Source organism: Novosphingobium sp. NPDC080210, assembly GCF_050281025.1.
In the GTDB taxonomy this organism is placed as follows: domain Bacteria; phylum Pseudomonadota; class Alphaproteobacteria; order Sphingomonadales; family Sphingomonadaceae; genus Novosphingobium.
Window position 1 is genome coordinate 375,332 of sequence record NZ_JBNNWL010000003.1, and the last position, 23,229, is coordinate 398,560.

Annotated in this window: 25 protein-coding genes; 15 read left to right on the forward strand and 10 right to left on the reverse strand. The window is 65.3% G+C overall.

Annotated features, from left to right (window positions below):
• Nucleotides 1-13 precede the first annotated feature (13 nt).
• Both clpA and ACQKOE_RS10825 read right to left on the reverse strand, forming a co-directional pair.
• Complete coding sequence (clpA, locus tag ACQKOE_RS10820; RefSeq protein ID WP_427512791.1) at nt 14-2,383, reverse strand: ATP-dependent Clp protease ATP-binding subunit ClpA; 2,370 nt, start codon at nt 2,381-2,383, stop codon at nt 14-16.
• Nucleotides 2,384-2,514: 131 nt separating this feature from the next.
• Nucleotides 2,515-2,715, reverse strand: a complete 201-nt coding sequence (locus tag ACQKOE_RS10825) for a DUF1192 family protein (RefSeq protein WP_374590483.1) — start codon at nt 2,713-2,715, stop codon at nt 2,515-2,517.
• A gap of 91 nt (nt 2,716-2,806) precedes the next feature.
• Here ACQKOE_RS10825 and ACQKOE_RS10830 point away from each other — a divergent pair, with 91 nt between their 5' ends.
• The 3 genes from ACQKOE_RS10830 (at nt 2,807) to ACQKOE_RS10840 (ending at nt 6,378) form a co-directional block, all read left to right on the forward strand.
• Nucleotides 2,807-3,811 carry an NAD(P)H-quinone oxidoreductase gene (locus tag ACQKOE_RS10830; RefSeq protein ID WP_427512792.1) on the forward strand — a complete coding sequence of 335 codons (1,005 nt, stop codon included), beginning with the start codon at nt 2,807-2,809 and terminating at the stop codon, nt 3,809-3,811.
• Between the two features lie 126 nt (nt 3,812-3,937).
• Entirely contained in the window at nt 3,938-4,639 is a 702-nt protein-coding gene (locus ACQKOE_RS10835; protein WP_374590487.1) for a DUF1013 domain-containing protein, read from the forward strand.
• A gap of 50 nt (nt 4,640-4,689) precedes the next feature.
• Nucleotides 4,690-6,378 (forward strand): long-chain-fatty-acid--CoA ligase, encoded by a 1,689-nt coding sequence (locus ACQKOE_RS10840; protein ID WP_427512793.1) that lies wholly within the window; start codon nt 4,690-4,692, stop codon nt 6,376-6,378.
• A 56-nt stretch (nt 6,379-6,434) separates the two neighbouring features.
• On the opposite strand, the gene ACQKOE_RS10845 is transcribed toward ACQKOE_RS10840, so the two are convergent.
• Both ACQKOE_RS10845 and ACQKOE_RS10850 read right to left on the reverse strand, forming a co-directional pair.
• A complete protein-coding gene (locus ACQKOE_RS10845) occupies nt 6,435-6,788 on the reverse strand; it encodes a bactofilin family protein (protein WP_374590491.1) in 354 nt (117 codons plus the stop codon).
• 4 nt (nt 6,789-6,792) lie between these two features.
• The gene (locus tag ACQKOE_RS10850; protein ID WP_427512794.1) at nt 6,793-7,839 is read right to left on the reverse strand and encodes a M23 family metallopeptidase; all 1,047 of its coding nucleotides are present in this window, start codon (nt 7,837-7,839) and stop codon (nt 6,793-6,795) included.
• A gap of 300 nt (nt 7,840-8,139) precedes the next feature.
• Between ACQKOE_RS10850 and ACQKOE_RS10855 the strand changes: the two genes are divergently transcribed.
• From ACQKOE_RS10855 to ACQKOE_RS10895, 9 genes are all read left to right on the forward strand, one after another.
• Nucleotides 8,140-9,402, forward strand: a complete 1,263-nt coding sequence (locus ACQKOE_RS10855) for a glutamate-5-semialdehyde dehydrogenase (RefSeq protein WP_374590495.1) — start codon at nt 8,140-8,142, stop codon at nt 9,400-9,402.
• A complete protein-coding gene (locus ACQKOE_RS10860) occupies nt 9,366-10,040 on the forward strand; it encodes a nicotinate-nucleotide adenylyltransferase (RefSeq protein ID WP_427512795.1) in 675 nt (224 codons plus the stop codon). The genes ACQKOE_RS10855 and ACQKOE_RS10860 overlap by 37 nt, the downstream gene beginning before the upstream one ends.
• Before the next feature lie 40 nt (nt 10,041-10,080).
• The gene (gene rsfS, locus ACQKOE_RS10865) at nt 10,081-10,479 is read left to right on the forward strand and encodes a ribosome silencing factor (RefSeq protein WP_427512796.1); all 399 of its coding nucleotides are present in this window, start codon (nt 10,081-10,083) and stop codon (nt 10,477-10,479) included.
• A 10-nt stretch (nt 10,480-10,489) separates the two neighbouring features.
• Complete coding sequence (locus ACQKOE_RS10870) at nt 10,490-10,912, forward strand: 23S rRNA (pseudouridine(1915)-N(3))-methyltransferase RlmH (protein WP_427512797.1); 423 nt, start codon at nt 10,490-10,492, stop codon at nt 10,910-10,912.
• A 9-nt stretch (nt 10,913-10,921) separates the two neighbouring features.
• Nucleotides 10,922-12,142, forward strand: a complete 1,221-nt coding sequence (locus ACQKOE_RS10875; protein ID WP_427512798.1) for a murein hydrolase activator EnvC family protein — start codon at nt 10,922-10,924, stop codon at nt 12,140-12,142.
• Between the two features lie 93 nt (nt 12,143-12,235).
• Entirely contained in the window at nt 12,236-13,576 is a 1,341-nt protein-coding gene (locus ACQKOE_RS10880) for a S41 family peptidase (protein ID WP_427512799.1), read from the forward strand.
• Between the two features lie 2 nt (nt 13,577-13,578).
• Entirely contained in the window at nt 13,579-14,052 is a 474-nt protein-coding gene (locus ACQKOE_RS10885) for a disulfide bond formation protein B (RefSeq protein WP_427512800.1), read from the forward strand.
• Between the two features lie 4 nt (nt 14,053-14,056).
• Nucleotides 14,057-14,572 (forward strand): demethoxyubiquinone hydroxylase family protein, encoded by a 516-nt coding sequence (locus ACQKOE_RS10890; protein ID WP_374590509.1) that lies wholly within the window; start codon nt 14,057-14,059, stop codon nt 14,570-14,572.
• A gap of 98 nt (nt 14,573-14,670) precedes the next feature.
• Nucleotides 14,671-15,225 carry a hypothetical protein gene (locus tag ACQKOE_RS10895; RefSeq protein ID WP_427512801.1) on the forward strand — a complete coding sequence of 185 codons (555 nt, stop codon included), beginning with the start codon at nt 14,671-14,673 and terminating at the stop codon, nt 15,223-15,225.
• Here ACQKOE_RS10895 and fabI read toward each other — a convergent pair whose 3' ends face one another.
• The 3 genes from fabI to ACQKOE_RS10910 are packed head-to-tail and all read right to left on the reverse strand — an operon-like array spanning nt 15,226 to nt 17,999.
• A complete protein-coding gene (gene fabI, locus ACQKOE_RS10900) occupies nt 15,226-16,029 on the reverse strand; it encodes an enoyl-ACP reductase FabI (protein WP_427512802.1) in 804 nt (267 codons plus the stop codon). It lies immediately after the preceding gene.
• Nucleotides 16,026-17,069, reverse strand: coding sequence for a YihY/virulence factor BrkB family protein (locus tag ACQKOE_RS10905; RefSeq protein WP_427512803.1), 1,044 nt, complete (start codon nt 17,067-17,069; stop codon nt 16,026-16,028). Before ACQKOE_RS10905 ends, fabI begins: the two co-directional genes overlap by 4 nt.
• Before the next feature lie 3 nt (nt 17,070-17,072).
• Nucleotides 17,073-17,999, reverse strand: a complete 927-nt coding sequence (locus ACQKOE_RS10910; protein ID WP_427512804.1) for a DnaJ C-terminal domain-containing protein — start codon at nt 17,997-17,999, stop codon at nt 17,073-17,075.
• Nucleotides 18,000-18,115: 116 nt separating this feature from the next.
• Here ACQKOE_RS10910 and pdxH point away from each other — a divergent pair, with 116 nt between their 5' ends.
• Together pdxH and ACQKOE_RS10920 are read left to right on the forward strand one after the other, a co-directional pair.
• On the forward strand, nt 18,116-18,745 hold the full coding sequence (gene pdxH / locus ACQKOE_RS10915; protein ID WP_427512805.1) for a pyridoxamine 5'-phosphate oxidase: 630 nt from the start codon (nt 18,116-18,118) through the stop codon (nt 18,743-18,745).
• The gene (locus ACQKOE_RS10920; RefSeq protein ID WP_427512806.1) at nt 18,742-19,656 is read left to right on the forward strand and encodes a cation diffusion facilitator family transporter; all 915 of its coding nucleotides are present in this window, start codon (nt 18,742-18,744) and stop codon (nt 19,654-19,656) included. Before pdxH ends, ACQKOE_RS10920 begins: the two co-directional genes overlap by 4 nt.
• Here the strand turns inward: ACQKOE_RS10920 and ACQKOE_RS10925 are convergent.
• The 3 genes from ACQKOE_RS10925 to ACQKOE_RS10935 are packed head-to-tail and all read right to left on the reverse strand — an operon-like array spanning nt 19,653 to nt 22,815.
• Nucleotides 19,653-20,618, reverse strand: a complete 966-nt coding sequence (locus ACQKOE_RS10925) for a GDP-L-fucose synthase family protein (RefSeq protein WP_427512940.1) — start codon at nt 20,616-20,618, stop codon at nt 19,653-19,655. The two genes, ACQKOE_RS10920 and ACQKOE_RS10925, sit on opposite strands and share 4 nt — an antisense overlap.
• A gap of 2 nt (nt 20,619-20,620) precedes the next feature.
• Nucleotides 20,621-21,688 carry a GDP-mannose 4,6-dehydratase gene (gene gmd / locus ACQKOE_RS10930; RefSeq protein ID WP_427512807.1) on the reverse strand — a complete coding sequence of 356 codons (1,068 nt, stop codon included), beginning with the start codon at nt 21,686-21,688 and terminating at the stop codon, nt 20,621-20,623.
• Between the two features lie 8 nt (nt 21,689-21,696).
• On the reverse strand, nt 21,697-22,815 hold the full coding sequence (locus ACQKOE_RS10935; protein ID WP_427512808.1) for a serine hydrolase domain-containing protein: 1,119 nt from the start codon (nt 22,813-22,815) through the stop codon (nt 21,697-21,699).
• Nucleotides 22,816-22,847: 32 nt separating this feature from the next.
• Here ACQKOE_RS10935 and ACQKOE_RS10940 point away from each other — a divergent pair, with 32 nt between their 5' ends.
• Nucleotides 22,848-23,198: a hypothetical protein gene (locus ACQKOE_RS10940; RefSeq protein ID WP_427512809.1), complete on the forward strand. Its 351-nt coding sequence runs from the start codon at nt 22,848-22,850 to the stop codon at nt 23,196-23,198.
• The last annotated feature ends 31 nt before the right edge of the window (nt 23,199-23,229 follow it).

Below are 23,229 nucleotides of genomic sequence, written 5' to 3' on the forward strand. Positions count from 1 at the left end.
GCGGCGCAAATGTTCAGTCGCTGCTCGCTTCCGGAGTGGCCTTGCCCTTGCGCGGCGCCTTCGGCTTGGCAGCACCCTTGCTCGCTTTCTTCTTGTCCAGCTTCGGCGGGGCGGGAGTCAGCTCAAAGGCCAGCGCCTCGTCCTTGACCGAGACGTGGACCTCGCCGCCGTGGCGCAGCTTGCCGAACAGCAGTTCCTCCGCCAGCGGCTGCTTGACCTTTTCCTGGATCAGACGGGCCATCGGGCGCGCGCCATAGAGCTTGTCATAGCCGCGCTTGCCCAGCCAGGCGCGGGCATCGCTGTCGAACTGGATGTGGACGTTCTGCTCGGCCAGTTGCAGTTCCAGTTGCAGGACGAACTTTTCGACCACCCGCGCGATGACGTCGGGGCCAAGGTAGGCGAACGGCACGATGGCATCCAGGCGGTTGCGGAATTCAGGGCTGAACATCCGCTTGACCGCTTCGTCGCCCGCGTCGGCCTTGGATACGTCGCCGAAGCCGATGCCCTGCTTGGCCATGTCGCTGGCCCCGGCATTGGTGGTCATGATCAGCACGACATTGCGGAAATCGACCGTCTTGCCGTGGTGGTCGGTCAGGCGGCCATTGTCCATCACCTGCAACAGGATGTTGAACAGGTCCGGGTGGGCCTTTTCGATTTCGTCTAGCAGCAGCACGCAGTGCGGTTGCTGGTCGACCGCATCGGTCAGCAGGCCGCCCTGGTCGAACCCGACATAGCCCGGAGGCGCGCCAATCAGGCGGCTGACCGAGTGACGCTCCATATATTCCGACATGTCGAAGCGCTGCATCGGAATGCCCAGAATCTGGGCGAGCTGCTTTGACACTTCGGTCTTGCCCACGCCGGTCGGGCCGGAGAACAGGAAAGAGCCGATCGGCTTGTCCGGATCGCGCAGGCCTGCGCGGCTGAGCTTCATGGCCGAACTGAGCACTTCGATCGCCTTGTCCTGGCCGAACACCACGCGCTTCAGATCGCGTTCCAGATGCTCCAGCGCCTGGCGGTCATCGCTCGAAACGGACTTGGGCGGAATGCGCGCCATGGTGGCGATCACAGCCTCGATCTCGCGCGCGGTGATGGTCTTCTTGCGCTTGCTGGGCGGGACGAGCATCTGCATCGCGCCGACTTCGTCGATCACGTCTATGGCCTTGTCGGGCAGCTTGCGGTCGTTGATGTAGCGCGCCGACAGCTCGACCGCGGTCTTGATCGCGTCGGGCGTGTACTTGACCTTGTGATGCTCTTCAAAGGCGGTGCGCAGGCCCTTCAGGATCTTGATCGTGTCCTCGACCGTGGGTTCGTTCACGTCGATCTTCTGGAACCGGCGCAGCAGGGCGCGGTCCTTTTCGAAGTGGTTGCGGAATTCCTTGTAAGTGGTCGATCCGATGCAGCGGATCGTGCCGCCGGACAGGGCGGGCTTGAGCAGGTTGGACGCGTCCATCGCCCCGCCGCTGGTTGCGCCCGCGCCGATCACGGTATGAATTTCGTCAATGAAAAGAACGGCTTCCGGCATTTTCTCAAGCTCGTTCACCACTTGCTTGAGCCGCTCTTCAAAGTCGCCGCGATAACGGGTTCCCGCCAGCAGCGCGCCCATGTCGAGCGAGTAGATCACCGCGTTCTGCAGCACTTCGGGCACTTCGCCTTCGACGATCTTGCGCGCCAGACCTTCGGCAATCGCCGTTTTGCCCACGCCCGGATCGCCGACATAAAGCGGGTTGTTCTTGGACCGGCGGCAGAGAATCTGGATCGTGCGGTCCACTTCCGGGCCGCGTCCGATCAGCGGATCGACCTTGCCCGCCATCGCCTTTTCATTGAGGTTGACGCAGAACTGGTCGAGCGCGGTTTCCTTCTTGTCCTTGGCGGCGGCCTTTTCTTCCTGGGCGGGCTGGTCGGGCGATTCCACGCCCTGGGGTGAGCGATCCTCGATCCGCTTGCCGCCCTTGCCGATGCCGTGGCTGATGAAGCTGACCGCATCGAGCCGGGTCATGTCCTGCTGCTGCAGGAAATAAACCGCATAGGAATCGCGTTCCGAAAACAGCGCGACCAGCACGTTGGCGCCGGTCACGGTGTCCTTGCCGCTCGATTGGACGTGCAGGATCGCGCGCTGGATCACGCGCTGGAATCCTGCCGTGGGCGAGGGGTCTTCCTTTTCCTGCGTCTTGAGCGACTGGTATTCCTGATCGAGGTATTGTTTTACCACCTCGGTCAGTTCGGCCAGGTCCACGCCGCAAGCGCCCATCACCTGGGCAGCGTCCGGATCGTCGATCAGCGCGAGCAGGAGATGCTCCAGCGTCGCATACTCATGGCTGCGGTCCGACGCATTGGTCAGCGCCGCGTGCAGCGTCTTTTCGAGGCTCTGGGCGAAACTGGGCATCTAACGTGGTCTCCAATGGAGGGTGATCGCTCCATTCAGTGAATTTTGCACTGCTGGAGAACATGAACGAACGGGATTAACCAAGCCTATATGGGGAGCCTTCGCCCGGCAAAAAGGGGCGGGGCCGCGCATCAGCTTGCCGGGCGCCGGAACAGCGCATCGGCGGCGGCACGGTGGGCCGCTGCCTTGTCGCGGTGTTGGCGTACCCGCTCAATCTCTGCCTCAAGCAGGGAAATGCGCACCGTCAGCTCGTCCTGCGAATAGGAATCGAGCGATTCCTTCGCCAGCAGGCTGGCGGCATCGCCTTTGGGCCGGGGCAGGTCTTCGTCCATGGCTGCCAGCTTCGGACGGCTGGCGCTTGCTGTCAACTCGCCATAGAGCTAGTCCTTGCGGCGTGTCCCGCAGGCAACAGGTGCTTGGCAAATGACTGATACTCTACCCGAAACGATGCAGGCCGCGCATTATGAGGGGACCGGCGGGCCTGAAGTGCTGCACCTGATGACCGTGCCCGTTCCCGCGCCGCAGGCGGGCGAAGTGCTGATCAAGGTCGCCTTTGCCGGGGTCAACCGGCCCGACGTGATCCAGCGCCAGGGCTTCTATCCGCCGCCCCCGGGCGCCTCGCCTCTGATCGGGCTGGAGGTTTCGGGCGAAGTCGTGGCCCTGGGAGAAGGTGCCGATCCGGGCCTCCTGGGCAAGCAGGTCTGCGCGCTCACTCCGGGCGGCGGTTATGCGCAATATTGCCGGGTTCCGGCCGGGCACTGCCTGCCAATCCCCGATGGACTGCCGCTGGACCAGGCCGCAGCCCTGCCAGAAACGCTGTTCACCGTGTGGCACAACGTCTTCGAGCGCGGCTATGCGCGCGAGGGCGAGACGATCCTGGTTCACGGCGGCACCAGCGGGATCGGCTCCATGGCCATCATGCTGGGCAAGCATTTCGGCCTGACCGTGATCGTCACCTGCGGCGGCGCGGACAAGTGCGCCGAGGCGCTCAAGATCGGCGCCGACCATGCGATTGACTACAAGGCGCAGGACTTTGTCGAGGAAGTGGCACGAATCACCGGTGGGAAGGGCGTGGAACTGGTGCTCGACATGGTCGCGGGCGATTATGTGCCGCGCAACCTGAAATGCCTGGCCGACGATGGCCGCCATGTGACCATTGCCGTGCAGGGCGGACTGCAGGCGACCATCAACATGGCCGAAGTGATGCGCCGCCGCCTGCACCTGACGGGATCGACGCTGCGCCCCCGGTCCGATGCGTTCAAGACGATGCTGGCGCAGGAAATCGCCCAGCACGCCTGGCCGTTGGTCGTGGCGGGCAAGCTCCGCCCGGTGATGGACCGCGCTTTCCCGCTGGCCGAAGCGGCCGCAGCCCATGCCCGCATGGAAGCCGGCGCACACATCGGCAAGATCGTGCTGAAGGTCGGCTAGCCTCGCCCTCCAAGGAATCGCCGCGAACCGTTTGCAAGCTTGCCTGTCCATGGAAATGCGCGTAGATGCGCCCCAAACGGCCGCTCCGCGAGGGGCGGCCCTTCTATTTTCTGACGGAGAAAACCCGTGACCAAGCCGACCCCGCTGATGCCGCACGCCACCGCTTCGTGGCTGGTCGACAACACCGCGCTGAGCTTTGAACAGATCGCTGAATTCTGCGGTCTGCACATTCTGGAAGTCCAGGCCATGGCCGACGATCTGGCCAGTTCCAAGTATACCGGGCGCGATCCGGTGCGGTCCGGCGAACTGACCATGGCGGAGATCGAAAAGGGTCAGGCCGATCCCAACTATTCGCTGCAGATGCAGAAGGCTCCGGTTACCGTCAGCCGCACGAAGGGCCCGCGCTATACCCCGGTGTCCAAGCGCCAGGACAAGCCGGACGGCATTGCCTGGATCCTGCGCAACCACCCGGAAATCTCCGACGCGCAGATCGGCAAGCTGATCGGCACGACCCGCAACACCATCGCCGCGATCCGTGACCGCAGCCACTGGAATATCTCGAACATCCAGGCAAAGGACCCGGTGACCCTGGGCCTGTGCAGCCAGCGCGAGCTGGACGCCATCGTTGCCAAGGCTGCGAAGAAAGCCGGCACCAATGACGAAGCGGGTGACGATCTGCGCCTGGGCGACGACCGCGAAGCCCTGATCGAGGAACTGCGCGCCGAGCGTGAGGCCCAGGCCAAGGCCGCCAGCGAAGCCGCCCAGGAAGCCGAAGCGGCAGCCTGGCTTGAGGCAAAGCGTGCTGCCGAAGCGGCGGGCGAAGACTAAACGCCTGAAAGCCAATAGGCTTTGGCCGCTTGAGCGGCTATGCCGCTTACATGGCTGTCAATAGCATTGGGGGTGAACCTTGGGTGGCGCATTTTGGCCATCCAGGGCAATGGGCGCTAGATCTTCCGCCGCAAAGCCTGCCCGAAATGTTCGCGCAGGCGGCCGGAACATTCGGATCGCGCCCGCTGGTCGATTTCCTCGGCCGCCGTTTCACCTATGCGCAGCTCCATGCCGAAGCGACTGCCTTTGCGGCGGGGCTGCAACGGCTGGGTGTCAAGAAGGGTGACCGGATCGGGCTCTACCTGCCCAACGTGCCCATCTACGTTTCGGCCTATTTCGGGGCCGCCATGGCCGGGGCGACCCTGGTCAATTTCAGCCCGCTCTACACTGCGCCAGAACTGGCCGCGCAGGTCGAGGATTCAGGCGCGCGCATCCTGGTGACGCTCGATTCGACGGCGCTGCTGCCCACGGCGCTGCAAGTGCAACACAACTCCTCGCTGGAAACGCTGATCGTCGGCTCGCTCGCGGCCATGCTGCCGCTGACCAAGCGCATCCTGCTGAAGCTGCTGGGCCGCAAGGCGCTCAGCCCGATTCCTGCTGCGTCAGGAGTCATGCGGTGGGAGGACTGTCTTGCGGCCAGCGCGCCTGTGCCCGTGGCGCTCAATCCCCAAGTCGATCTGGCCTTGCTGCAATATACCGGCGGGACAACCGGCACGCCCAAGGGCGCGATGCTGACCCACCAGAACATCACGGCCAACGCCCGTCAGGTCGCCGCGCTCGATCCGCGCGCGGGAGAGCGCGACATGATCATGGGCGTCCTGCCGCTGTTCCATGTCTTTGCCAATGTCTCGGTCCTCAACCGCACGGTGATCAACGGCGGCTGCATCGCCATGCTGCCGCGCTTTGACGCTGGGCAGGCGCTCAAGACCTTGCAGCGGGTGCGGGCGACTGCGTTCCCTGGCGTGCCGACCATGTACCAGGCGCTGCTGGATCATCCCCGCGCGGCCAAGACCGACTTTTCCACGCTGCGCATCTGCATTTCCGGCGGCGCTCCGTTGCCGCTTCCGCTCAAGCAGCGCTTCGAACAGCTCAGCGGTGCGCGGCTGGTGGAAGGCTATGGGCTGACCGAGACCTCGGGCGTTGTTTCGTGCAATCCCTATGAGGGCGAGGAGCGCCCGGGCACGATAGGCCAGCCGCTTCCGTCAACACGGGTGCGCCTGCTCCACCGCGATGACCCCATGCGCGATGCGGCCGAAGGAGAGCCGGGCGAACTGGCGATCCAGGGGCCGCAGGTGATGCAGGGATACTGGCGCCGCCCCGATGCGGCGGCCACTGCCTTTGCCGAGCGCGAGGACGGCCGCTGGCTGCGCACCGGCGATGTCGCGACGATTGACGCCGAGGGCTATCTGGCGATTGTCGACCGGATCAAGGACATGATCTCCGTGGGCGGGTTCAAGGTCTTCCCCAGCCAGGTCGAAGCCGTGCTGGAAGAACATCCCGCGATTAAGGAAGTGCTGGTGATCGGCGTGCCCGATGCATACCTGGGCGAAGTGCCGCGCGCTTTCGTCACGCTGGACGCCGGGGCCTCTGCCACGCCGGAGGAACTGCGCGACTGGGTCAACGCCCGCTTGGGCAAGCACGAGCGGGTGGACCGGGTGGTGATCCGCGCGACCATGCCTAAGACCATGATCGGCAAGCTTGATCGCAAGGCCCTGCGCGAGGAGCTGGCGGCACAGTAAGATTGGAACCGGCCCGCGGTCCCCAGCGGCACCGGGGACGACTAAGCGGTCTGAGTTCAGCCGGGGAAGTTCACCACGGCGCTGTCTTCACCCACGGCGCGGGGAGCGAAACGGCCATCGACCTGGGCACCCTGTTCGATGGTCAGCGAATCGTAATGCACGTCGCCCTGGATGCGCGCGGTCCGCAGCACGACGAGATCGCGCACGGTGATCGTGCCGCGAACCGAGCCGGACAGGCGGGCGCTTTCGGCCTTCACCGCGCCGACGATTTCGCCGCTTTCGCCCTGAACCAGCGAGGTGCACGACACGTCGCCTTCGACCTTGCCGTCGATGTGCAGGTCGGCCGAGGCGTGAACGTCGCCCTTGATGCGGATGTCTGCGCCAAAGACGCTGAAAGTGGAATTTGCCATGGTGCTACCTACCGCGTTGTGCGGCACTGCCGCGGGCTTTTTCGAGAACATTGGGAACAGCCTCCAGGAAGGGGCGCGGATTGACCGGACGGTCATTGATCCGGACTTCGAAATGCAGGTGCGGCCCGGTTGAGCGCCCCGTGTTGCCGATCAGGCCAATCAGTTCGCCCGGAATCACAGCCTTCCCCACCTGTGTACGAAATCCCGACATATGCGCATAGCGGGTAAGGAGTCCATGGCCGTGGTCGATCTCGACCACATTACCATAGCCGGAACGCTGGCCAACGAAGCTGACCCGACCGGGCGCAGCGGCATAGATCGGCGCGCCGGTGGGGCCCTTGAAATCGAGTCCGGGATGGAAATCAGGTCCGCCGGTAAAGGGATCGGGCCGGTAGCCAAAGGAAGAGGAAATGTATTCCAGGCTGGCGGGCAGGGTCTGCGGCAGGGCGGCCAACCGCCGCTCCAGCGCTTCCATCCGCGCGAGACTGAGGCCGAAACGCTGGAAGCGGGGATCGATCGAGCCGTCGCCGGACGTGGCGAGGGAAATCAGCGGACCACCCTGGGCGGTCCGATCGTCCATCTGGGCCAGGATGGTGCGGGGATTGAGGCCAAGCCGTGCCAGCCGCGCTTCGGCAGCGGCAGAACGGCGATCGGCCAGGCGGGTCAGTCCCTCGATGAAAGCGAGCTGGCGGGCTTCGACTTCGGCCAAGGCAGCGGCCTGTGGCAGGACCAGGCTGACCTTCTTCACCGTCTCTGCCGCTTCGGTCGCGCTGTTGGAGACGGTTTCCCCGGCCTGCTGGTCCTTGGGCAGGTCGCCCAGATGGGCCTGGGTTACCTTGTCGATGAAATCCTGGCGGCGCTTCAGGTCTTCGGCGACCTTGTCGATATCGTCACCATAGGCCTGCAGGCGCGATTCGGACTTGGCGACAGTCGCCTCGCGGTGGAGCAGCGACAGACGGTCGCGATTCGCAAGGTAACTGGAAATGGCCATGCCGGCGAGCGACAGGACCCAGACAAGCAAAAGCCCCGCGACGGCGGCCGCAGCGATCATCTGAATCCGTGAGGAAACCTTGATAAAACGGACCTGCCCCTCGGACCGCATGAAGAATTCGCGATCCGGAAACCAGGTCCGCAGGCGGTCCTTAAGTCCGCCGACGGCTGAATTTTGCAAGACGACCCCGAGTCCCTACCATCCTGTGTTAGGGCGCGCGCTAGCAGAGCGGGACCGACCACGCGAATCTACAGAGGTCAGGAGTCGCCGAGTCGAAAGTCTAGCGCGATGAATCGTTTAGCGCGCGTTAAGCGCTGCGCCGGTGACAACGGGCCGGGGGAGTGTTAGTTCCCGCGCCCTATGGAAAACAGCCCGTCCCCCGAAGCCCTGATCGCAAGCCTGGCCAAGGCAGGCCGCGCCGCGCAGCACGTGCTTGGCCGCATGGACCATGCCGCAAAGGCCAAGGCCCTGCACGCCGCGGCAGAGGCCCTGCGCGCGGCGGAGGCCGAAGTGCTCGCCGCCAATGCCAAGGACCTCGCCGCCGGTGAGGCGAATGGCCTGTCTCCGGCGATGCTCGACCGGCTCAAGCTCGATCCGGCGCGGCTGGCGGGCATTGCCGATGCGGTCGACAACGTGGCGCGGCTGGCGGATCCGGTGGGGCAGGTGATCGACAGCGCGGAACGTCCGAACGGCCTGCGGCTTAGCCGGGTGCGGGTGCCGATCGGACTGATCGGCATCATCTACGAAAGCCGCCCCAACGTGACGGCTGACGCGGCGGCGCTCTGCGTGGCATCGGGCAATGCCGTTCTGCTGCGCGGGGGCAGCGAGGCGGTTCATTCCAACCGCGCGATCCATGCCGCCCTGGTGCGCGGGCTGGAAAGCGCGGGCGTTCCCGCCGATGCGGTGCAACTGGTGCCGACCCAGGACCGTGCGGCCGTTGGCGCCATGCTGACGGCGGCGGGCCTGATCGACATGATCGTGCCGCGCGGGGGCAAGAGCCTGGTGGCGCGGGTCCAGGCCGATGCGCGCGTGCCAGTCCTGGCGCACCTCGACGGGATCAACCACACCTATGTCCACGCCGCAGCCGATCCGGCCAAGGCGGTGGAAATCACCCTGAATGCCAAACTTCGCCGCACCGGCATTTGCGGCGCGATGGAGACCTTGCTGCTCGACGCGCAGTTCCCCGCTTCGCAGGCTGTTGTCGCCGCCCTGCTGGACAAAGGCTGCGAACTGCGCGGCGATGCCCGGGCCATGGCGCTCGATCCGCGAATCGGTCCTGCTTCCGACGAGGACTGGGATACCGAATACCTCGACAGCATTCTGTCCGTCGCCGTGGTCGATGGGCTGGACCATGCCTTGCGCCACATTGCCGCGCATGGATCGCAGCACACCGAAGCCATCGTTTCCGAAGACGAGTCGGCGGTCGAGCGGTTCCTGGCCGAAGTGGACAGCGCCATCGTCATGGCCAATGCCTCCACCCAGTTCGCCGATGGCGGCGAATTCGGCCTTGGCGCGGAAATCGGCATCGCCACGGGGCGGCTGCATGCACGCGGTCCGGTCGCGCTGGAAGGGCTCACCACTTACAAATGGGTGGTGCGCGGCACCGGGCAGGTCCGGCCCTGAAAAAGGTCGCACTGCTGGGCGGGAGCTTCAATCCCGCACATGGCGGCCACCGCCGGATCAGCCTGTTCGCGCGCCGCGCGCTGGGGCTGGACGAAGTGTGGTGGCTGGTCTCGCCCGGCAATCCGCTCAAGCCCAAGGCCGGTATGGCGCCCCTGGCGGCACGGCTCGCCTCGGCGCTGGAGCAGGCGCGGGGCGTGCCGATCGTGCCCACTCAAATTGAGCGGGAACTGGGCACCCGCTATACCGTCGACACGCTGCGTGCACTGAAGCGGTGCTATCCCCGCAACCGCTTTGTCTGGCTGATGGGCAGCGACAATCTGGCCCAGTTCCACCAGTGGAAGGACTGGCGCAGACTGGCGCGCGCCATGCCGATTGCGGTTATCGCGCGTCCGGGCTATGATGCCTCTGCCCGGGCGAGCCCCGCCGGGGCCTGGCTAGGCCGATACCGGCGGTCTGCTGCCAGCCTGAAGCACCGGGCAGGATGGAGCGCACCCGCGCTGATACAATTGCGTTTTGATCCCGATCCGCGTTCGGCGACTGCCATTCGCCGCGCCGACCCTGAATGGGCCAACCGGTTTGCCGGTAAGCGCCTGCGGGACCCCCTGACGCACCATCCCGTCGATCCAGACATCGCATGACTGCCTGCGAAGCCCGCCCAGAGGAGCCGTTCCCGCTTACATGACATCTGCCCAATCCGCGCCCGGCCCTGCTGCCGGCACTCCCGCCCCGCTCCCCCCGTCGGAGCCGGGCTCGCTTCACGAACTCGTGCTGAAGTCGCTTGATGACGACCAGGCCCAGGAAATCGTCTCGATCCCGCTGGAAGGGAAAAGCTCGATTGCCGATCACATGGTGATCGCTTCGGGCCGCTCGACCCGCCAGGTTGCGGCCATGGCGCAAAAGCTGGCCGAGCGGATCAAGCACGGCGGTTTCGGCCATGTCCGGATCGAAGGCCTGCCCGCGGCTGACTGGGTGCTGATCGACGCCGGCGACGTGGTGGTCCACCTGTTCCGCCCGGAAGTGCGCAGCTTCTACAACCTGGAACGCATGTGGGCGTTCGGAGATTCGGGCAGCGCCTGAAGCCCCTGCGATGCGCCTGCATATCATTGCCCGGGGCAAGATCGGGCGCTCTCCGGAAGCGGACCTGGTAGCGCGCTATTGCAAGCGCGTGACCTGGCCCATAACCCTGACCGAGCTGCCCGACGTGGGCGGTACCATGCCCACAGCACCAACCCCGTGCCGCGAAGTCCTGCTGGACGAACACGGCAAACAGATGAGCTCCGAAGCATTCGCTGCCCTGCTGGGCCGGTGGCGCGATGACGGGGTGCGGGAAACCCGCTTCCTGATCGGCGCGGCAGACGGGCACGGCCAGGAAGCGCGCGACAAGGCCGACCTGCTGCTGGGTTTTGGCGCGATGACCTGGCCCCACCTGATGGTCCGCGCGATGCTGGCCGAACAATTGTGGCGCGCGACCAGCATTCTTGCTGGCCATCCCTATCACCGTTCGGGATAAGCGGCGGCAATGATTGCGCGTTTTGCCTTGATCTGCGCTGCTGGTCTTGCCCTGCTTGTCGGGATCGAGGCAACGCGCGCCCAGGATCCGGCGCAAGTTATCGAAACCCCGCAGGATGCCCAGTCCGCCCTGCGCAATGCCGAGGTGCAGAGCCGCGAGGCCCGGCTCCGCGCCGAATCGTTTGAACAGCGCGCCGCCAGCGCGATTGCCGCGGCGGACAAGACTGCCCAGGAAAGTGCGGCGCTAGCCGCGCGGGTGCAGCAGGCCGAAGCGCAGATCGCCGGGAACGAGGCGCGGATTCGCCTGATCGGCCAGCAGCGCCAGGCCCTGCGCATCGAACTGGCCCAGCGGCAGAAGCCGGTGGTCGAACTGACTGCGGCGCTGCAACGCCTGTCGCGGCGACCGGCCCTGTTCTCCCTGCTGCGGCCCGGTTCGTTGCAGGATGCGGTCTACTTGCGCGCCGTGCTGGAAACCATGTTGCCCGAAGTGGGCCGCCGCACTGCCGGCCTGCGCGCCGCGCTGGAGCGGAGCAAGCAGCTTCAGACCCAGGCCGAACAGGCCAGCGCAGACCTGCGCGCCAGCCAGGGCGAACTCAACCAGCGCCGCCAGCAATTGCTGACCATTGAAGCGCGCCAGCGGCTCGAATCGCGCAGCGCCGGTAGCCTGGCCGACCGGGAAGCGGAACGCGCCCTGGGCCTGGCGGAACAGGCCCGCGATCTTTCTGCCCTGGTCGGGGAACTGGACAAGGCGGGCAAGTTGCGGGCGCAGCTGGCCGCACTGCCGGGCCCGGTCCTGCGTCCGGCCATGCCGCAAAGCGCCGCCGTGCCCCCCATGGCCGAAGTGGCTCAGCCCCCCGCCAATGCGCCGATGCCCTACCTCTTGCCGGTCACCGGGCGGCTCGTCGCGGGCTTTGGCGATGCCGGGGCGGGGCGGGCGCAGTCCCGCGGCATATCGCTTGCCGCCCGGCCTGGAGCCCAGGCCGTCGCACCGGGCGCGGGACGGGTGGCCTTTGCCGGACCCTACCAGGGCTATGGCGCGATCGTGATCATCGAACATGGCGGCGGCTGGACCTCGCTGGTGACGGGCCTTGCCACGTTGGATGCGCGGGTGGGGCAGATGGTCATTGCCGGAGCGCCGCTGGGCCGCGCCGGTCCGGGACGCCCGGTGCTGAGCCTGGAACTGCGCAAGGATGGCGCGCCGCTCAACCCGCTGGACTTCCTGCGGCGGTGATCCCATCTCGGCACCATGAACGAAGCGCCATCTGGCGTTAACCCGGCCTGCGCGATAAGGTGCGCAAGCAATTGCAATGAGGCATTACGCCCGATGAAGTTTCAATCCCTGTTCCGCGCGGCCGCCCTGGTATCGGCTGTTGCCCTGATTCCCGCTACGACAGCCGGACTTGCCGCCGTCGATGGTCGCGCTTCGGCCCAGTTTTCCAAGCTTGCGACGGTCTACCAGCTGGTCAAGCTGCGCTATGTCGAAAAGGTCGAGGACGACAAGCTGGAAGAAGGCGCGATCGAAGGGATGCTCGCCTCGCTCGATCCGCATTCCTCGTTCCTGTCCGGTGCCTCGATGCAGCGGCTGAACACGATGATCGACGGCAACTATTCGGGCCTCGGCCTGTCGGTGATCATGGACGACGGCGCGGTCAAGGTGATCGCCCCGATGAAGGGCAGCCCTGCCGAAGCGGCCGGGGTCAAGGCGGGCGACTATATCACGCACCTGGATGGCAAGCTGATCTATGGCGGCGAGCTGGACGATGCCGTGGCCCAGATGCGGGGCGAGGCGGGCACGAACATCCGCCTGACCATCTTCCGCTCGGGCCGGGACAAGCCGTTTGACGTCACCGTGACGCGCGGGGTGATCAAGCTGGAGCCGGTGACCTGGGAAATGAAGGACGGCATCGGCGTCATCTCGGTCAACGAATTCAGCGCCGACGTCGGCACCGATGTCGCGCAGGCGCTGGAAGACCTGAAGAAGCAGGCCGGCGGCAAGCTGAACGGCCTGGTGCTTGACCTGCGCCAGAATCCCGGCGGCGCGCTGGAAGAAGCGGTTGCCCTTTCGGACATTTTCCTGACCAAGGGCGATATCGTCTCGCAGCGCGGCCGCAATGTGCGGGACGATGAATACTTCCGCGCCGAAAGCATGATCCCGGGCGATCTGGCCAAGGGCGTGCCGGTGATCGTGCTGATCGACGCGGGCTCCGCTTCTGCCTCCGAAATCGTCGCCGGGGCCTTGCAGGATCAGCGCCGCGCCGTGGTGATGGGCGAGCGCAGCTTTGGCAAGGGTTCGGTCCAGTCGCTGTTCTTCCTCGACAACAGCCGCACCAGCGCGGTGAAGATCACCACGGCGCGGTACTTCACGCCGCTGGGCCGGTCGGTTCAGGAAGGCGGCATCGTGCCGGATATTGCCGTGCCGCAGCTGTCCGATCCGGATGCGCGACGCCGCGCCGAATTCTCGGTCCGCGAAAGCGACCTGCGCCGCCATCTCGTCAACGAAGCGGCCATGGACGACAAGAAGCTTGAAACCGACAGCCAGCAAGACCCGCGCTTCAAGATGACGGCGGAGGAATTGCAGGCCAAGGGGATCAAGGACTTCCAGCTGTACTACGCGATCCAGACCCTGCGCCGCACTTCGGCGCCCGCCATGGCCAAGAAGCGCTGATCATGACCCAGGCAAAGGATACCAACCGGCTGGCGCGGATGATTGCGTTGGGCGTCCCGGTGGCGCTGCTGGGCGGGGCCTATGTCAGCCAGTACGGGTTCGGACTCTATCCGTGCGAAATGTGCTGGTGGCAGCGCTATGCCCTGTTCGCGGCCCTGCCTTTTGCGGTGCTCGGCTGGATCAAGCCCCGGGCAAAAGCGTTCACTGGCCTGGCCCTGCTCGCCATTCTGATCGGCGGGTTGATCGGCGGCTATCACGCCGGGGTGGAATATGGCTGGTGGCAGGGCATGACGGCTTGTACCACGGTGGCGGGCGCCGGTGCGGGCAATGCCCTGGACGCGATCCTCAATGCCCCGGTGGTGCGCTGCGACGTCGCCCCGTGGAGCCTGCTGGGCATTTCGCTGGCGGGCTGGAATTTCCTGATTTCGGTGCCGCTGGCCCTGATCGGGCTGGCCAGCCTGCGCAAGGGAGCATGACGTCATGACGGAATCCGCTTCGGCCCGGATGCTGCGGGTGGACCAGGCCGGGGAATACGGCGCGACGCGGATCTATGCGGGCCAGCTGGCCGTGCTGGGGGACCGCAGCCCGATCTCGGCTGAAATCCAGCACATGGCCGAACAGGAAGCCGCGCACCGGCAAAAGTTCGATGCGCTGCTGGCGGCGCGCGGGGTGCGGCCCACGGCGCTCCAGCCGTTCTGGGATGTCGCCGGGTTCGCGCTGGGTGCGGCCACGGCCCTGATCGGACCGAAAGCCGCCATGGCCTGCACTGCCGCGGTGGAGACCGAGATCGACCTGCACTATTCCCAGCAGCTTGAGGAACTGGGCGAGGACGATCCGGAGCTGTCGGCCTTGATCGAACAGTTCCGTGACGATGAGCGCGCCCACCGCGACGCGGCTCTGGCTGCGGGCGCGGAAGAAGCGCCGGCCTATGGCCTGCTATCCGGCGCGATCCGGCTGGGGTGCCGCGTGGCGATCAAGCTTGCCGAGAAGATCTGACGCGGTCCGGTTTTGACGCAAGCCAAGGCGCTTTGCGCTTAAGGTGTTATTCAGAGCGGAAAGTCCCTATATCGGGACAGTCATTCAGGAGTTTCACAATGCGCCAGCTGATCGCCGCCGTTCCCTTTGCCCTTGGGCTAGCTCTGGCCGCGCCTGCCGCCGCGCAGGACGCCGCGCCCGAGCCGAAGGTGAACATGGTCATCATCTATGGCGACGACAAATGCCCCGAATCGGGCGACGACACAATCACCGTCTGCGCCCGCAAGGCTGAGAGCGAGCGTTACCGCATTCCGGAAAACCTGCGCGCCAGCACCAACCCCGCGAACGAGGCCTGGAACAACAAAGTCATTGCCTATGAAACCGTCGGGCGTACCGGCACGCAAAGCTGCTCGCCCGTGGGCGCAGGCGGCTGGACCGGCTGCACCGGGCAGATGCTGAAGCAGGCTGCAGGGGAAAAGGCCAGTGATCCGAACATCAAGTTCGGCCAGCTGATTGCCGAGGAGCGCGCCAAGCGGCTGTCGACGATTGACGCAGAGGCGACTGAAACCCAGTCGCGGGTCGAAGAAGTCGAAAAGCAGATGGAAGCCAAGCGCAAGGCGGACGAAAAGGCTGAAGAGGCCGCCGCACCTGCGCCGGCCCCCTCCAAGCCTTGATTAGCTGAGCGCGATATCCGGCGCGTCTTCCTGCTTCATGCCCACCAGGTGATAGCCGGCGTCGACGTGGTGCGTCTCGCCCGTCACGCCAGATGCCAGGTCTGACAGCAGGTAAAGCGCAGAACCGCCGACGTCCTCGATCGTGACGTTGCGGCGCAGCGGCGAATTCAGCTCGTTCCACTTCAGGATATAGCGGAAATCGCCGATCCCGCTGGCGGCCAGAGTGCGGATCGGCCCCGCCGAGATGGCATTGACGCGGATCCGGTCCGGACCCAGGTCGTTGGCCAGATACTTTACGCTGGTTTCCAGGGCAGCCTTCGCCACGCCCATGACGTTGTAATGCGGTACGACCTTTTCGGCGCCATAATAGGACAGGGTCAGGATCGAGCCGCCCTCCGGCATCATCGCTGCCGCCCGCTTGGTCACGGCGACCAGCGAATAGGCCGAGATGTTCATGGTCATCAGGAAGTTTTCGAGGCTGGTATCGCAATACTTGCCGCGCAGCTCGTTCTTGTCGGAAAAGCCGATGGCGTGGACCACGAAGTCAATCGTCGGCCAGCGCGCAGCCAGCTTGGCAAAGGCGGCGTCCAGTGCTGCCATGTCGGACACGTCGCAATCGATCAGGAAATCGCTGCCCAGGCTTTCCGCCAGGGGACGGACCCGCTTTTCCAGCGCCTCGCCCTGATAGGAAAAGGCCAGTTCCGCACCTGCTTCATGCAGCTTCTGCGCAATGCCCCAGGCCAGCGACTTGTCGTTCGCCAGGCCCATGATCAGCCCGCGCTTTCCCTTCATCAATCCAGTCATGCTGTGTTCCCCGTCGTCCCTTTTCCGGAGGTATCCTTGTGCCGTTCCTCTTCGCGCCACCGGCCCAGCAGGTCCTGTTCCTCAGGACTTTCGGTCAGTGCCGCGTTCAGTTCGGCTCCAACCACCATCCCTAAGCCGACCAGCCAGAAAAAGAAAAGCGCGATCATCACTCCGGCCAGGCTGCCATAGGTGAGATCGTATGTGAAAAAGCGGTGCAGCACTGCGGGCAGGGCCGCGCTGACCGCCGCCCACCACACCGTGACCAGCAGGGCGCCGGGCCACTTGGGATAGCGGCGGCTGCGATAGGCGCTGGGGGTCAGAGTGAAGAACAGCAGGTATAGCGCGGCATAGATTACCACGACCGAGACCAGCCGCGAGGTGCCCAGCGTGCTAATCCAGTCGTAGAGCCGGGGAAAGGATGCCTGGATCACTTCCTGCGCGGTGCCGATCAGCACCTGGGCCAGGAGGGCGAACAGCATGGCGATCACCGCCAGCATGATCACTCCGGTCGAAATCAGGCGATAGCGCCAATAGGCCAGGGCCGTCCGCGTGCCATAGGCACGGCGCAGGATATCGCGGATCGTTTCGATCAGGCTGCCGACGGTCCACAGACCCACCAGGCCGCCGATCCACAGAAGGTTGCCGGTCCGCGCCACGATCACGTCCATGGCCACCGGCTCCAGCGCGGTGGCCACGATGGGCGGCATGGCGGCCAGGAACGCATGGACCGAAGCTTCGCGCTGGGCCTGTTCGCCAAACAGGCTGAACCCCGCGCCAACGGTGATGAAGAACGGGAACAGCGCCAGGATCGCCATGTAGGCCAGGTTGCCGGCGTGGATGAAGCCATCGTGATAGGCCCCGGCCCAGACCCGCGCCACGACCTTGAAAAACCGCGATTGCCAGAACCGGCCTTCGGGCCCGACGTGTTCGTCCACCTTTTCGCGCAGGCTTTCCCGCGCCCGCTTGCGCCGGGCTTCGGGCGAGAGGTCCGGCATGGTCAGGGGCGGCAGATGCGCGTCGTCTAGCGGGCGTTCCTCCACGGCCTAGACGCCCAGCCGGGCCCGCAGGTTGCGGCTGTCGCGCCAGCCTTCCAGCCGCTTGGCCAGGTCCTCGTCGCCTTCGGGCAATTGCAGTTCGATCGTGACCAGTTGGTCGCCGCGCGTGCCGTCCTTGCGGGTAAAGCCCTTGCCCTTCAGGCGCAGGGTTTTGCCCGAACTGGTGCCGGGCGCGACCGTCAGCATCACCGCGCCATCGGCGGTCGGCACCTTGACCTTGGCCCCGTTCACTGCCTCGTCCAGGCTGATCGGCAGGTCCAGCCGCAGGTTGTCGCCATCGCGGCGGAAGAAGGGGTGGCCCTGGATCTGGATCACGACAATGGCATCGCCATTGCCGCCCGGCCCCGGCTCCCCTTTGCCGGCGAGCCGCATCTGCGTGCCATCCTCAACCCCGGCGGGGAGTTTCAGGTCAATCGTCTTGCCGTCGGCCAGGGTAATGCGCTGCGGCGCCTGCAAGGCTGCATCGGTGAGTGAAACGTTCAGCCGGTACTGCACGTTGGCGCCGCGCGGAGCCGGGCCGCGGCGCTGTCCGCCGCCGAACCCGCCGCCCATCCCGCCTCGCCCGCCGAACAGGCCGTCGAAGATGTCGCCAATGTCGATCCCGCCTTCGAACCCGTCGGCGCGAAATCCGCGCTGGTCGTGACCGCCAAAACCGCCACCCGGCCCGCCGCCATAGCCAAAGCCCATGGTCGGGTTGCCGTCGATGTCGATTTCGCCGCGGTCGAACCGGGCGCGCTTGTCCTTGTCAGACAAGAGGTCATAGGCGCGGGTCACTTCGGAAAAGCGTTCCGCTGCCTTGGGATTGTCCTTGTTGCGGTCGGGGTGCAGTTCCTTCGCCAGCTTGCGATAGGCGGACTTGATGTCCTTTTCATTTGCCCCGCGGGCCACGCCAAGGATCGAATAGGGATCGGCCATGCCCCGTAGCTAGGTGCACAATGCCGATCCGGCAAGGTTTAGTCCCAATCCTTTGCCCTTGTTGCGAGACGCTTGCGCTTTCTTCCGGCGGCGCGGCGGGCTATGTCCTTGCCATCATGGACCAGACCCAGGCCGAAAACGCCATTCCTGACGCAGCCCCGTTCGACTTGTTCGACGAATGGTTTGCCGAAGCGAAAAAGAGCGAACTGAACGATCCGGAAGCTGTCGCCGTGGCAACGGCCACGCCTGATGCGATGCCGTCGGTTCGGATGGTGCTGCTGAAAGATCACGGCGCCCACCTGCTGGGGCCGCTGGGCGGTTTCGTGTTCTATACCAACAGCCACAGCCGCAAGGGCGGGGAACTGCTCGCCAATCCGCAGGCGGCGATGCTGTTCCACTGGAAATCGCTGCGCCGCCAGATCCGGATCGAGGGTGCCATTGCCCCGGTGCCGGATGAAATGGCCGATGCCTACTTCGCCAGCCGCAGCCGGGATTCGCAACTGGGCGCCCACGCGTCCGACCAGTCCGCGCCGCTGAAGTCGCGCGCCGAATTCCTTGCGCGGATTGCCAAGACCACGGCAAAGCATCTCGTCGGTCAGGTTCCGCGCCCGCCGCACTGGACCGGGTTCTGCCTGACGCCTTCGGCTTTCGAATTCTGGATGGACCGTCCATTCCGCCTGCACGAGCGCCGCCGGTTCACCCGGCTGCCGGACGGCGGCTGGACAAGCACGCTGTTATACCCATGAACGACAACGCCTCTCTGAACCGCAGCGCCGCATTCGCTTCGATCGCGGTCGCCTTGCTGCTGGTCGGCATGAAGGTCTGGGCGGTCTTCTCCACCGGCTCTACCGCCATGCTCGGCAGCCTGGCCGATACGACGCTGGACCTTGTCGCCAGTCTGGCCACTTTGGCGGGCGTCTGGGTGGCGGCCCAGCCGGATGACGAAAATCACCGCTTTGGCCATGGCAAGGCCGAGGCCCTGGCTGCCATGTTCCAGGTCGTGCTGATTTCCATTTCGGCGCTCAGCCTGGCGTTTCGTGCAGTCAACCAATGGATTGCCGGCGCCCGTCCGGAAGGCGCGGAAGGCGGCATTGTCGTCTCGGTGATTGCCATGGTGGCAACGGTCGCCCTGCTGGCCTGGCAGCGCTATGTGATCCGCAAGACCAAGAGCCTGGCGATCAGCACCGACCACGTGCATTACCAGTCGGACATCCTGCTCAACCTGGCGGTAATCGCCGCCCTGGCGCTGGATCAGTACGTCGGGATTGCCGGGGCAGACCCGTTCTTTGGGCTGGCCATTGCGCTTTGGCTGGGCTGGGGCGCCTGGGGCGCTTCGCAGCAGGCCATCGAACAGCTGATGGACCACGAATGGCCCGAAGAACGCCGTCAGGCTTTCCTTGAGGCTGTGGCCCGCCACCCCGAAATCAAGGGCCTGCACGACCTGCGCACCCGTACTTCCGGGGACCGCGATTTCGTGCAGTTCCACCTGGCCATCAACGGCGACATGACCGTCCGCCAGGCCCATGTGATCATGGACGAGGTCGAGGCGATCCTGAAGAAGGAGTTTCCGGGCGTGGAAATCCTGATTCATCCCGATCCGGAAGGCCATGTCGATCCGACTGACATGTCTTCGAAGGACCTGCTGGCCAAGCTTTAGGAATCGGCGTCTTGAATGTTCCGGCCTTCGCCGCGCAGGAAGGCGGCATAGGCCAGCTCGATTCCTTCGCGCAGATCGACCTTGGGAGACCAGCCCAGGTTCCTTAGCCGTGAACTGTCGAGCAGCTTGCGGGGCGTGCCATCCGGTTTTGATGGATCGGTGATCATTTCGCCGTCATGGCCCAGCACCTCCATGACCAGCAGGGCCAGATCGCGGATCGAAATTTCCCGCCCGGAACCGACATTGACGGGCAGCCCGTCCGAATAGTGCTGCATCAAGTGGACGCAGGCATCGGCGCAATCGTCGACATAGAGGAATTCGCGCAGCGGCGTCCCGCTGCCCCAGATTTCCACCGCCGCGCCGTTCTCCTTCGCTTGGTGGACCTTGCGGATCAGGGCGGGCAGAACGTGGCTGCCGGGCAGGTCGAAATTGTCGCCCGGACCATAGAGGTTGGTCGGCATCGCGCTGATGAAGTCGCAGCCAAATTGCTTGCGGTAGGCCTGGGCCAGCTTGACCCCGGCGATCTTGGCCAGGGCGTACCATTCGTTGGTCGGCTCCAGCGGCCCGGTCAGCAGAGCCTCTTCGCGCAGCGGCTGCTCGGCATGTTTCGGGTAGATGCAGGATGAGCCCAGGAACAGCAGCTTTTCCACCCCGACCGATTCGGCTCCGGTGAACACGGCTGTTTCGATCAGCAGGTTGTCGCGCAGGAAATCGACGGGGCGGCTGTCATTGGCGTGAATTCCGCCCACCCGCGCCGCAGCGAGAAAGACCGCCTGGGGGCGGTGATTGTGCATCCAGCCCAGCACCGCGCGCTGGTCGGTCAGGTCGAGTTCCGAGCGGTCGGCGGTCAGGACTTCGCAGTCTTCGCCTTGCAGCCGCCGCACCAGCGCGCTGCCGACCATGCCCCGGTGACCTGCCACCCACACCCGCTTGCCGGAAAGGGAGTAGGGCAGGTCGTGCATGGTCATTCCATCGCTCCTTCAAGTGTGCCGCGCTGCATCGCCGCAAGGTCCGCCTGGACCATTTCCCGGGCCAGTTCACGCACGCTGGTCTGGTGGCGCCAGCCCAGCTTCTGGTGTGCCTTGCCCGGATCGCCGATCAGCAGATCGACTTCGGTCGGGCGGAAATAGCGCGGATCGACTGCCACCCGGACTGCCCCGGTTTTGGCGCAAAGGCCGCGCTCGTCAACCCCGCTGCCCTGCCAGACCAGATCGATTCCGGCATCGGCAAAGGCCCATTCCACGAACTGGCGGACCGTGGTGGTCTCCCCCGTGGCCAGGACATAGTCGTCCGCCTCGTCCTGCTGGACCATCAGCCACATGCCTTCGACATACTCGCGGGCATGGCCCCAGTCGCGCCGTGCATCCAGATTGCCGAGGTAGAGCACGTCCTGCCGGCCGCAGGCAATCGCCGCCGCGCCCCGGGTGATCTTGCGGGTCACGAAAGTCTCACCCCGCAGCGGGCTTTCGTGGTTGAACAGGATGCCGTTCGAAGCATGAATGCCATAGGCTTCGCGGTAGTTCACGGTGATCCAGTAGGCATAGAGCTTCGCCGCGGCATAGGGGCTGCGCGGATAGAACGGGGTCGTCTCGCGCTGCGGAACCTGCTGGACCAGCCCGTAGAGTTCGGAAGTGGAGGCCTGATAGAACCGCGTCTTGCGCTCCAGCCCCAGAATCCGGATCGCCTCAAGCAGGCGAAGCGTGCCCAGCGCGTCCGAATTGGCGGTATATTCCGGCGTTTCAAAGCTGACCTGGACATGGCTTTGCGCTGCCAGGTTGTAGATTTCATCCGGCTGCGTTTCCTGCACGATGCGGATCAGGTTGGTCGCATCGGTCAGGTCGCCATAGTGCAGCGTCAGCCGGGGGTCGGGATCGTGCGGGTCCTGGTATATCTCGTCAATCCGCGCGGTGTTGAACGACGATGAACGCCGCTTGATCCCGTGAACGCGATAGCCCTTGTCCAGCAGCAGGCGGGCCAGATAGGCGCCGTCTTGTCCGGTAATGCCAGTTATCAAAGCGGTTTTGCGACCCACTTTCGGATTTACTCCCTTGGAAACATCGTCACGATCCTGGCCAGTGCCGCGCGCACCGGCTCATGCGCATTGTCCTGCGTCTTGCCGAGCCGCACCGCGACCACGCCGTTGCTGCGGTTGACCACCACGTATTGGCCCAGGTGCCCGTTCATCGAGAAGGTGCTGGACGGTGCCCCGGGCCATTGCACCGCGCCGTCCGGCTGCTTGCGGTTGAGCCAGAGCTGGGCGCCATAGCCGGCATTGCGCGGGCTGGGGCTGGTCATGAAGTCGACCCATGACGAAGGCACCAGCTGCGCCCCGTCAACCGCGCCGCGATTGCGCAGGAATTCGCCGAACCGCGCCCAGTCGCGCGCCGTACCATGGATCAGGCTGCCGCCGATCAGCGTGCCGTGGGCGTCGAATTCCGGCACCATGCTTTTCATGCCGATCGGTTCGAACAGGCGCGTGCGCAGATAGTCGCGCACCAAGGTCATCCGCACTACCGGATTGGTGCTGGGAGTCAGGGCACGGGCGGCCAGATCGGCCAGGATCACGGTCGTTGCGCTGGAATATTCCCACTTGGCGCCGGGATCGGCTTCCAGCGGCTGTGCCTCGGCATAGGCGGACATGTCGTCCCGCCCGTCCAGGAACAGCATCCGTACTTCGTCACTCTTGTAAGGTGGATCGCCGGCTTCGGTGTGGCGCAGGCCGGATCGCATCTGCAACAGCTGGCGCAGGGTAATCTCGCCGCGCGGATCGCCAGGGCGCTGCCAGGCCGGGATCGGCACGCTTTCGTCCAGCCGCAGGCGGCCGTCCGCGACAAGCTGGCCGATCATCACGGCGGTGACGGTCTTGGCCATCGACCACGACACGAACCGGGTGTTCTGGTGATAGCCCGGCGCATAGCGTTCCACCACGATGCGGCCGTTCTGAAGCACGATCAGCGCGCGCGTTTCGGCGGTTTGCGGGTTGTTGAACAGGGCGTCCGCCGCCCGGACCAGGCGGTCCCGGTTGACGCCGGGCTTGTCCACCACGGCAGCGCGGGCGGCTTCGTCCGGTTCGGGCAGCTCGTCCGGTGCCGGCGCGCTACAACCCAAGAGGGCTGGCACAGCAAGCAACGGGAGGATAAGGAACTTCGCGCGCGGCATCGTGTCCGCATCCCTCGCCCAAAGGCCCGCGAATGGCAACCGTCAAACAGAACCCCGCAACCAGATCGCCATGGCGGCGGCGCATTTTGCTGCTGGGCCTGGCCCTGGTGATCGCCCTGTTCGCCTTCTTCTGGAAGCCGCTGAGCGGATATGCCGAAACCGGCGCGGCCTATGGTGCCCGCGTGGCCTGTTCCTGCCGCTTTGTCGGCGGGCGCCCGCTGGGCGATTGCAAAAAGGACTTTGAGCCGGGGATGGAACTGATAACGCTGAGCGAAGATGTCGAAAGCAAAAGCGTGACTGCCCGGTTCCCGCTCCTGGCCCGCGAAACGGCCACCTACCGCGAGGGGCCGGGATGCCAGCTTGAGCCTTGGGATCGCAAGTGATTGCGTTTGGAGGGAATTAAGGTAAGCGCCT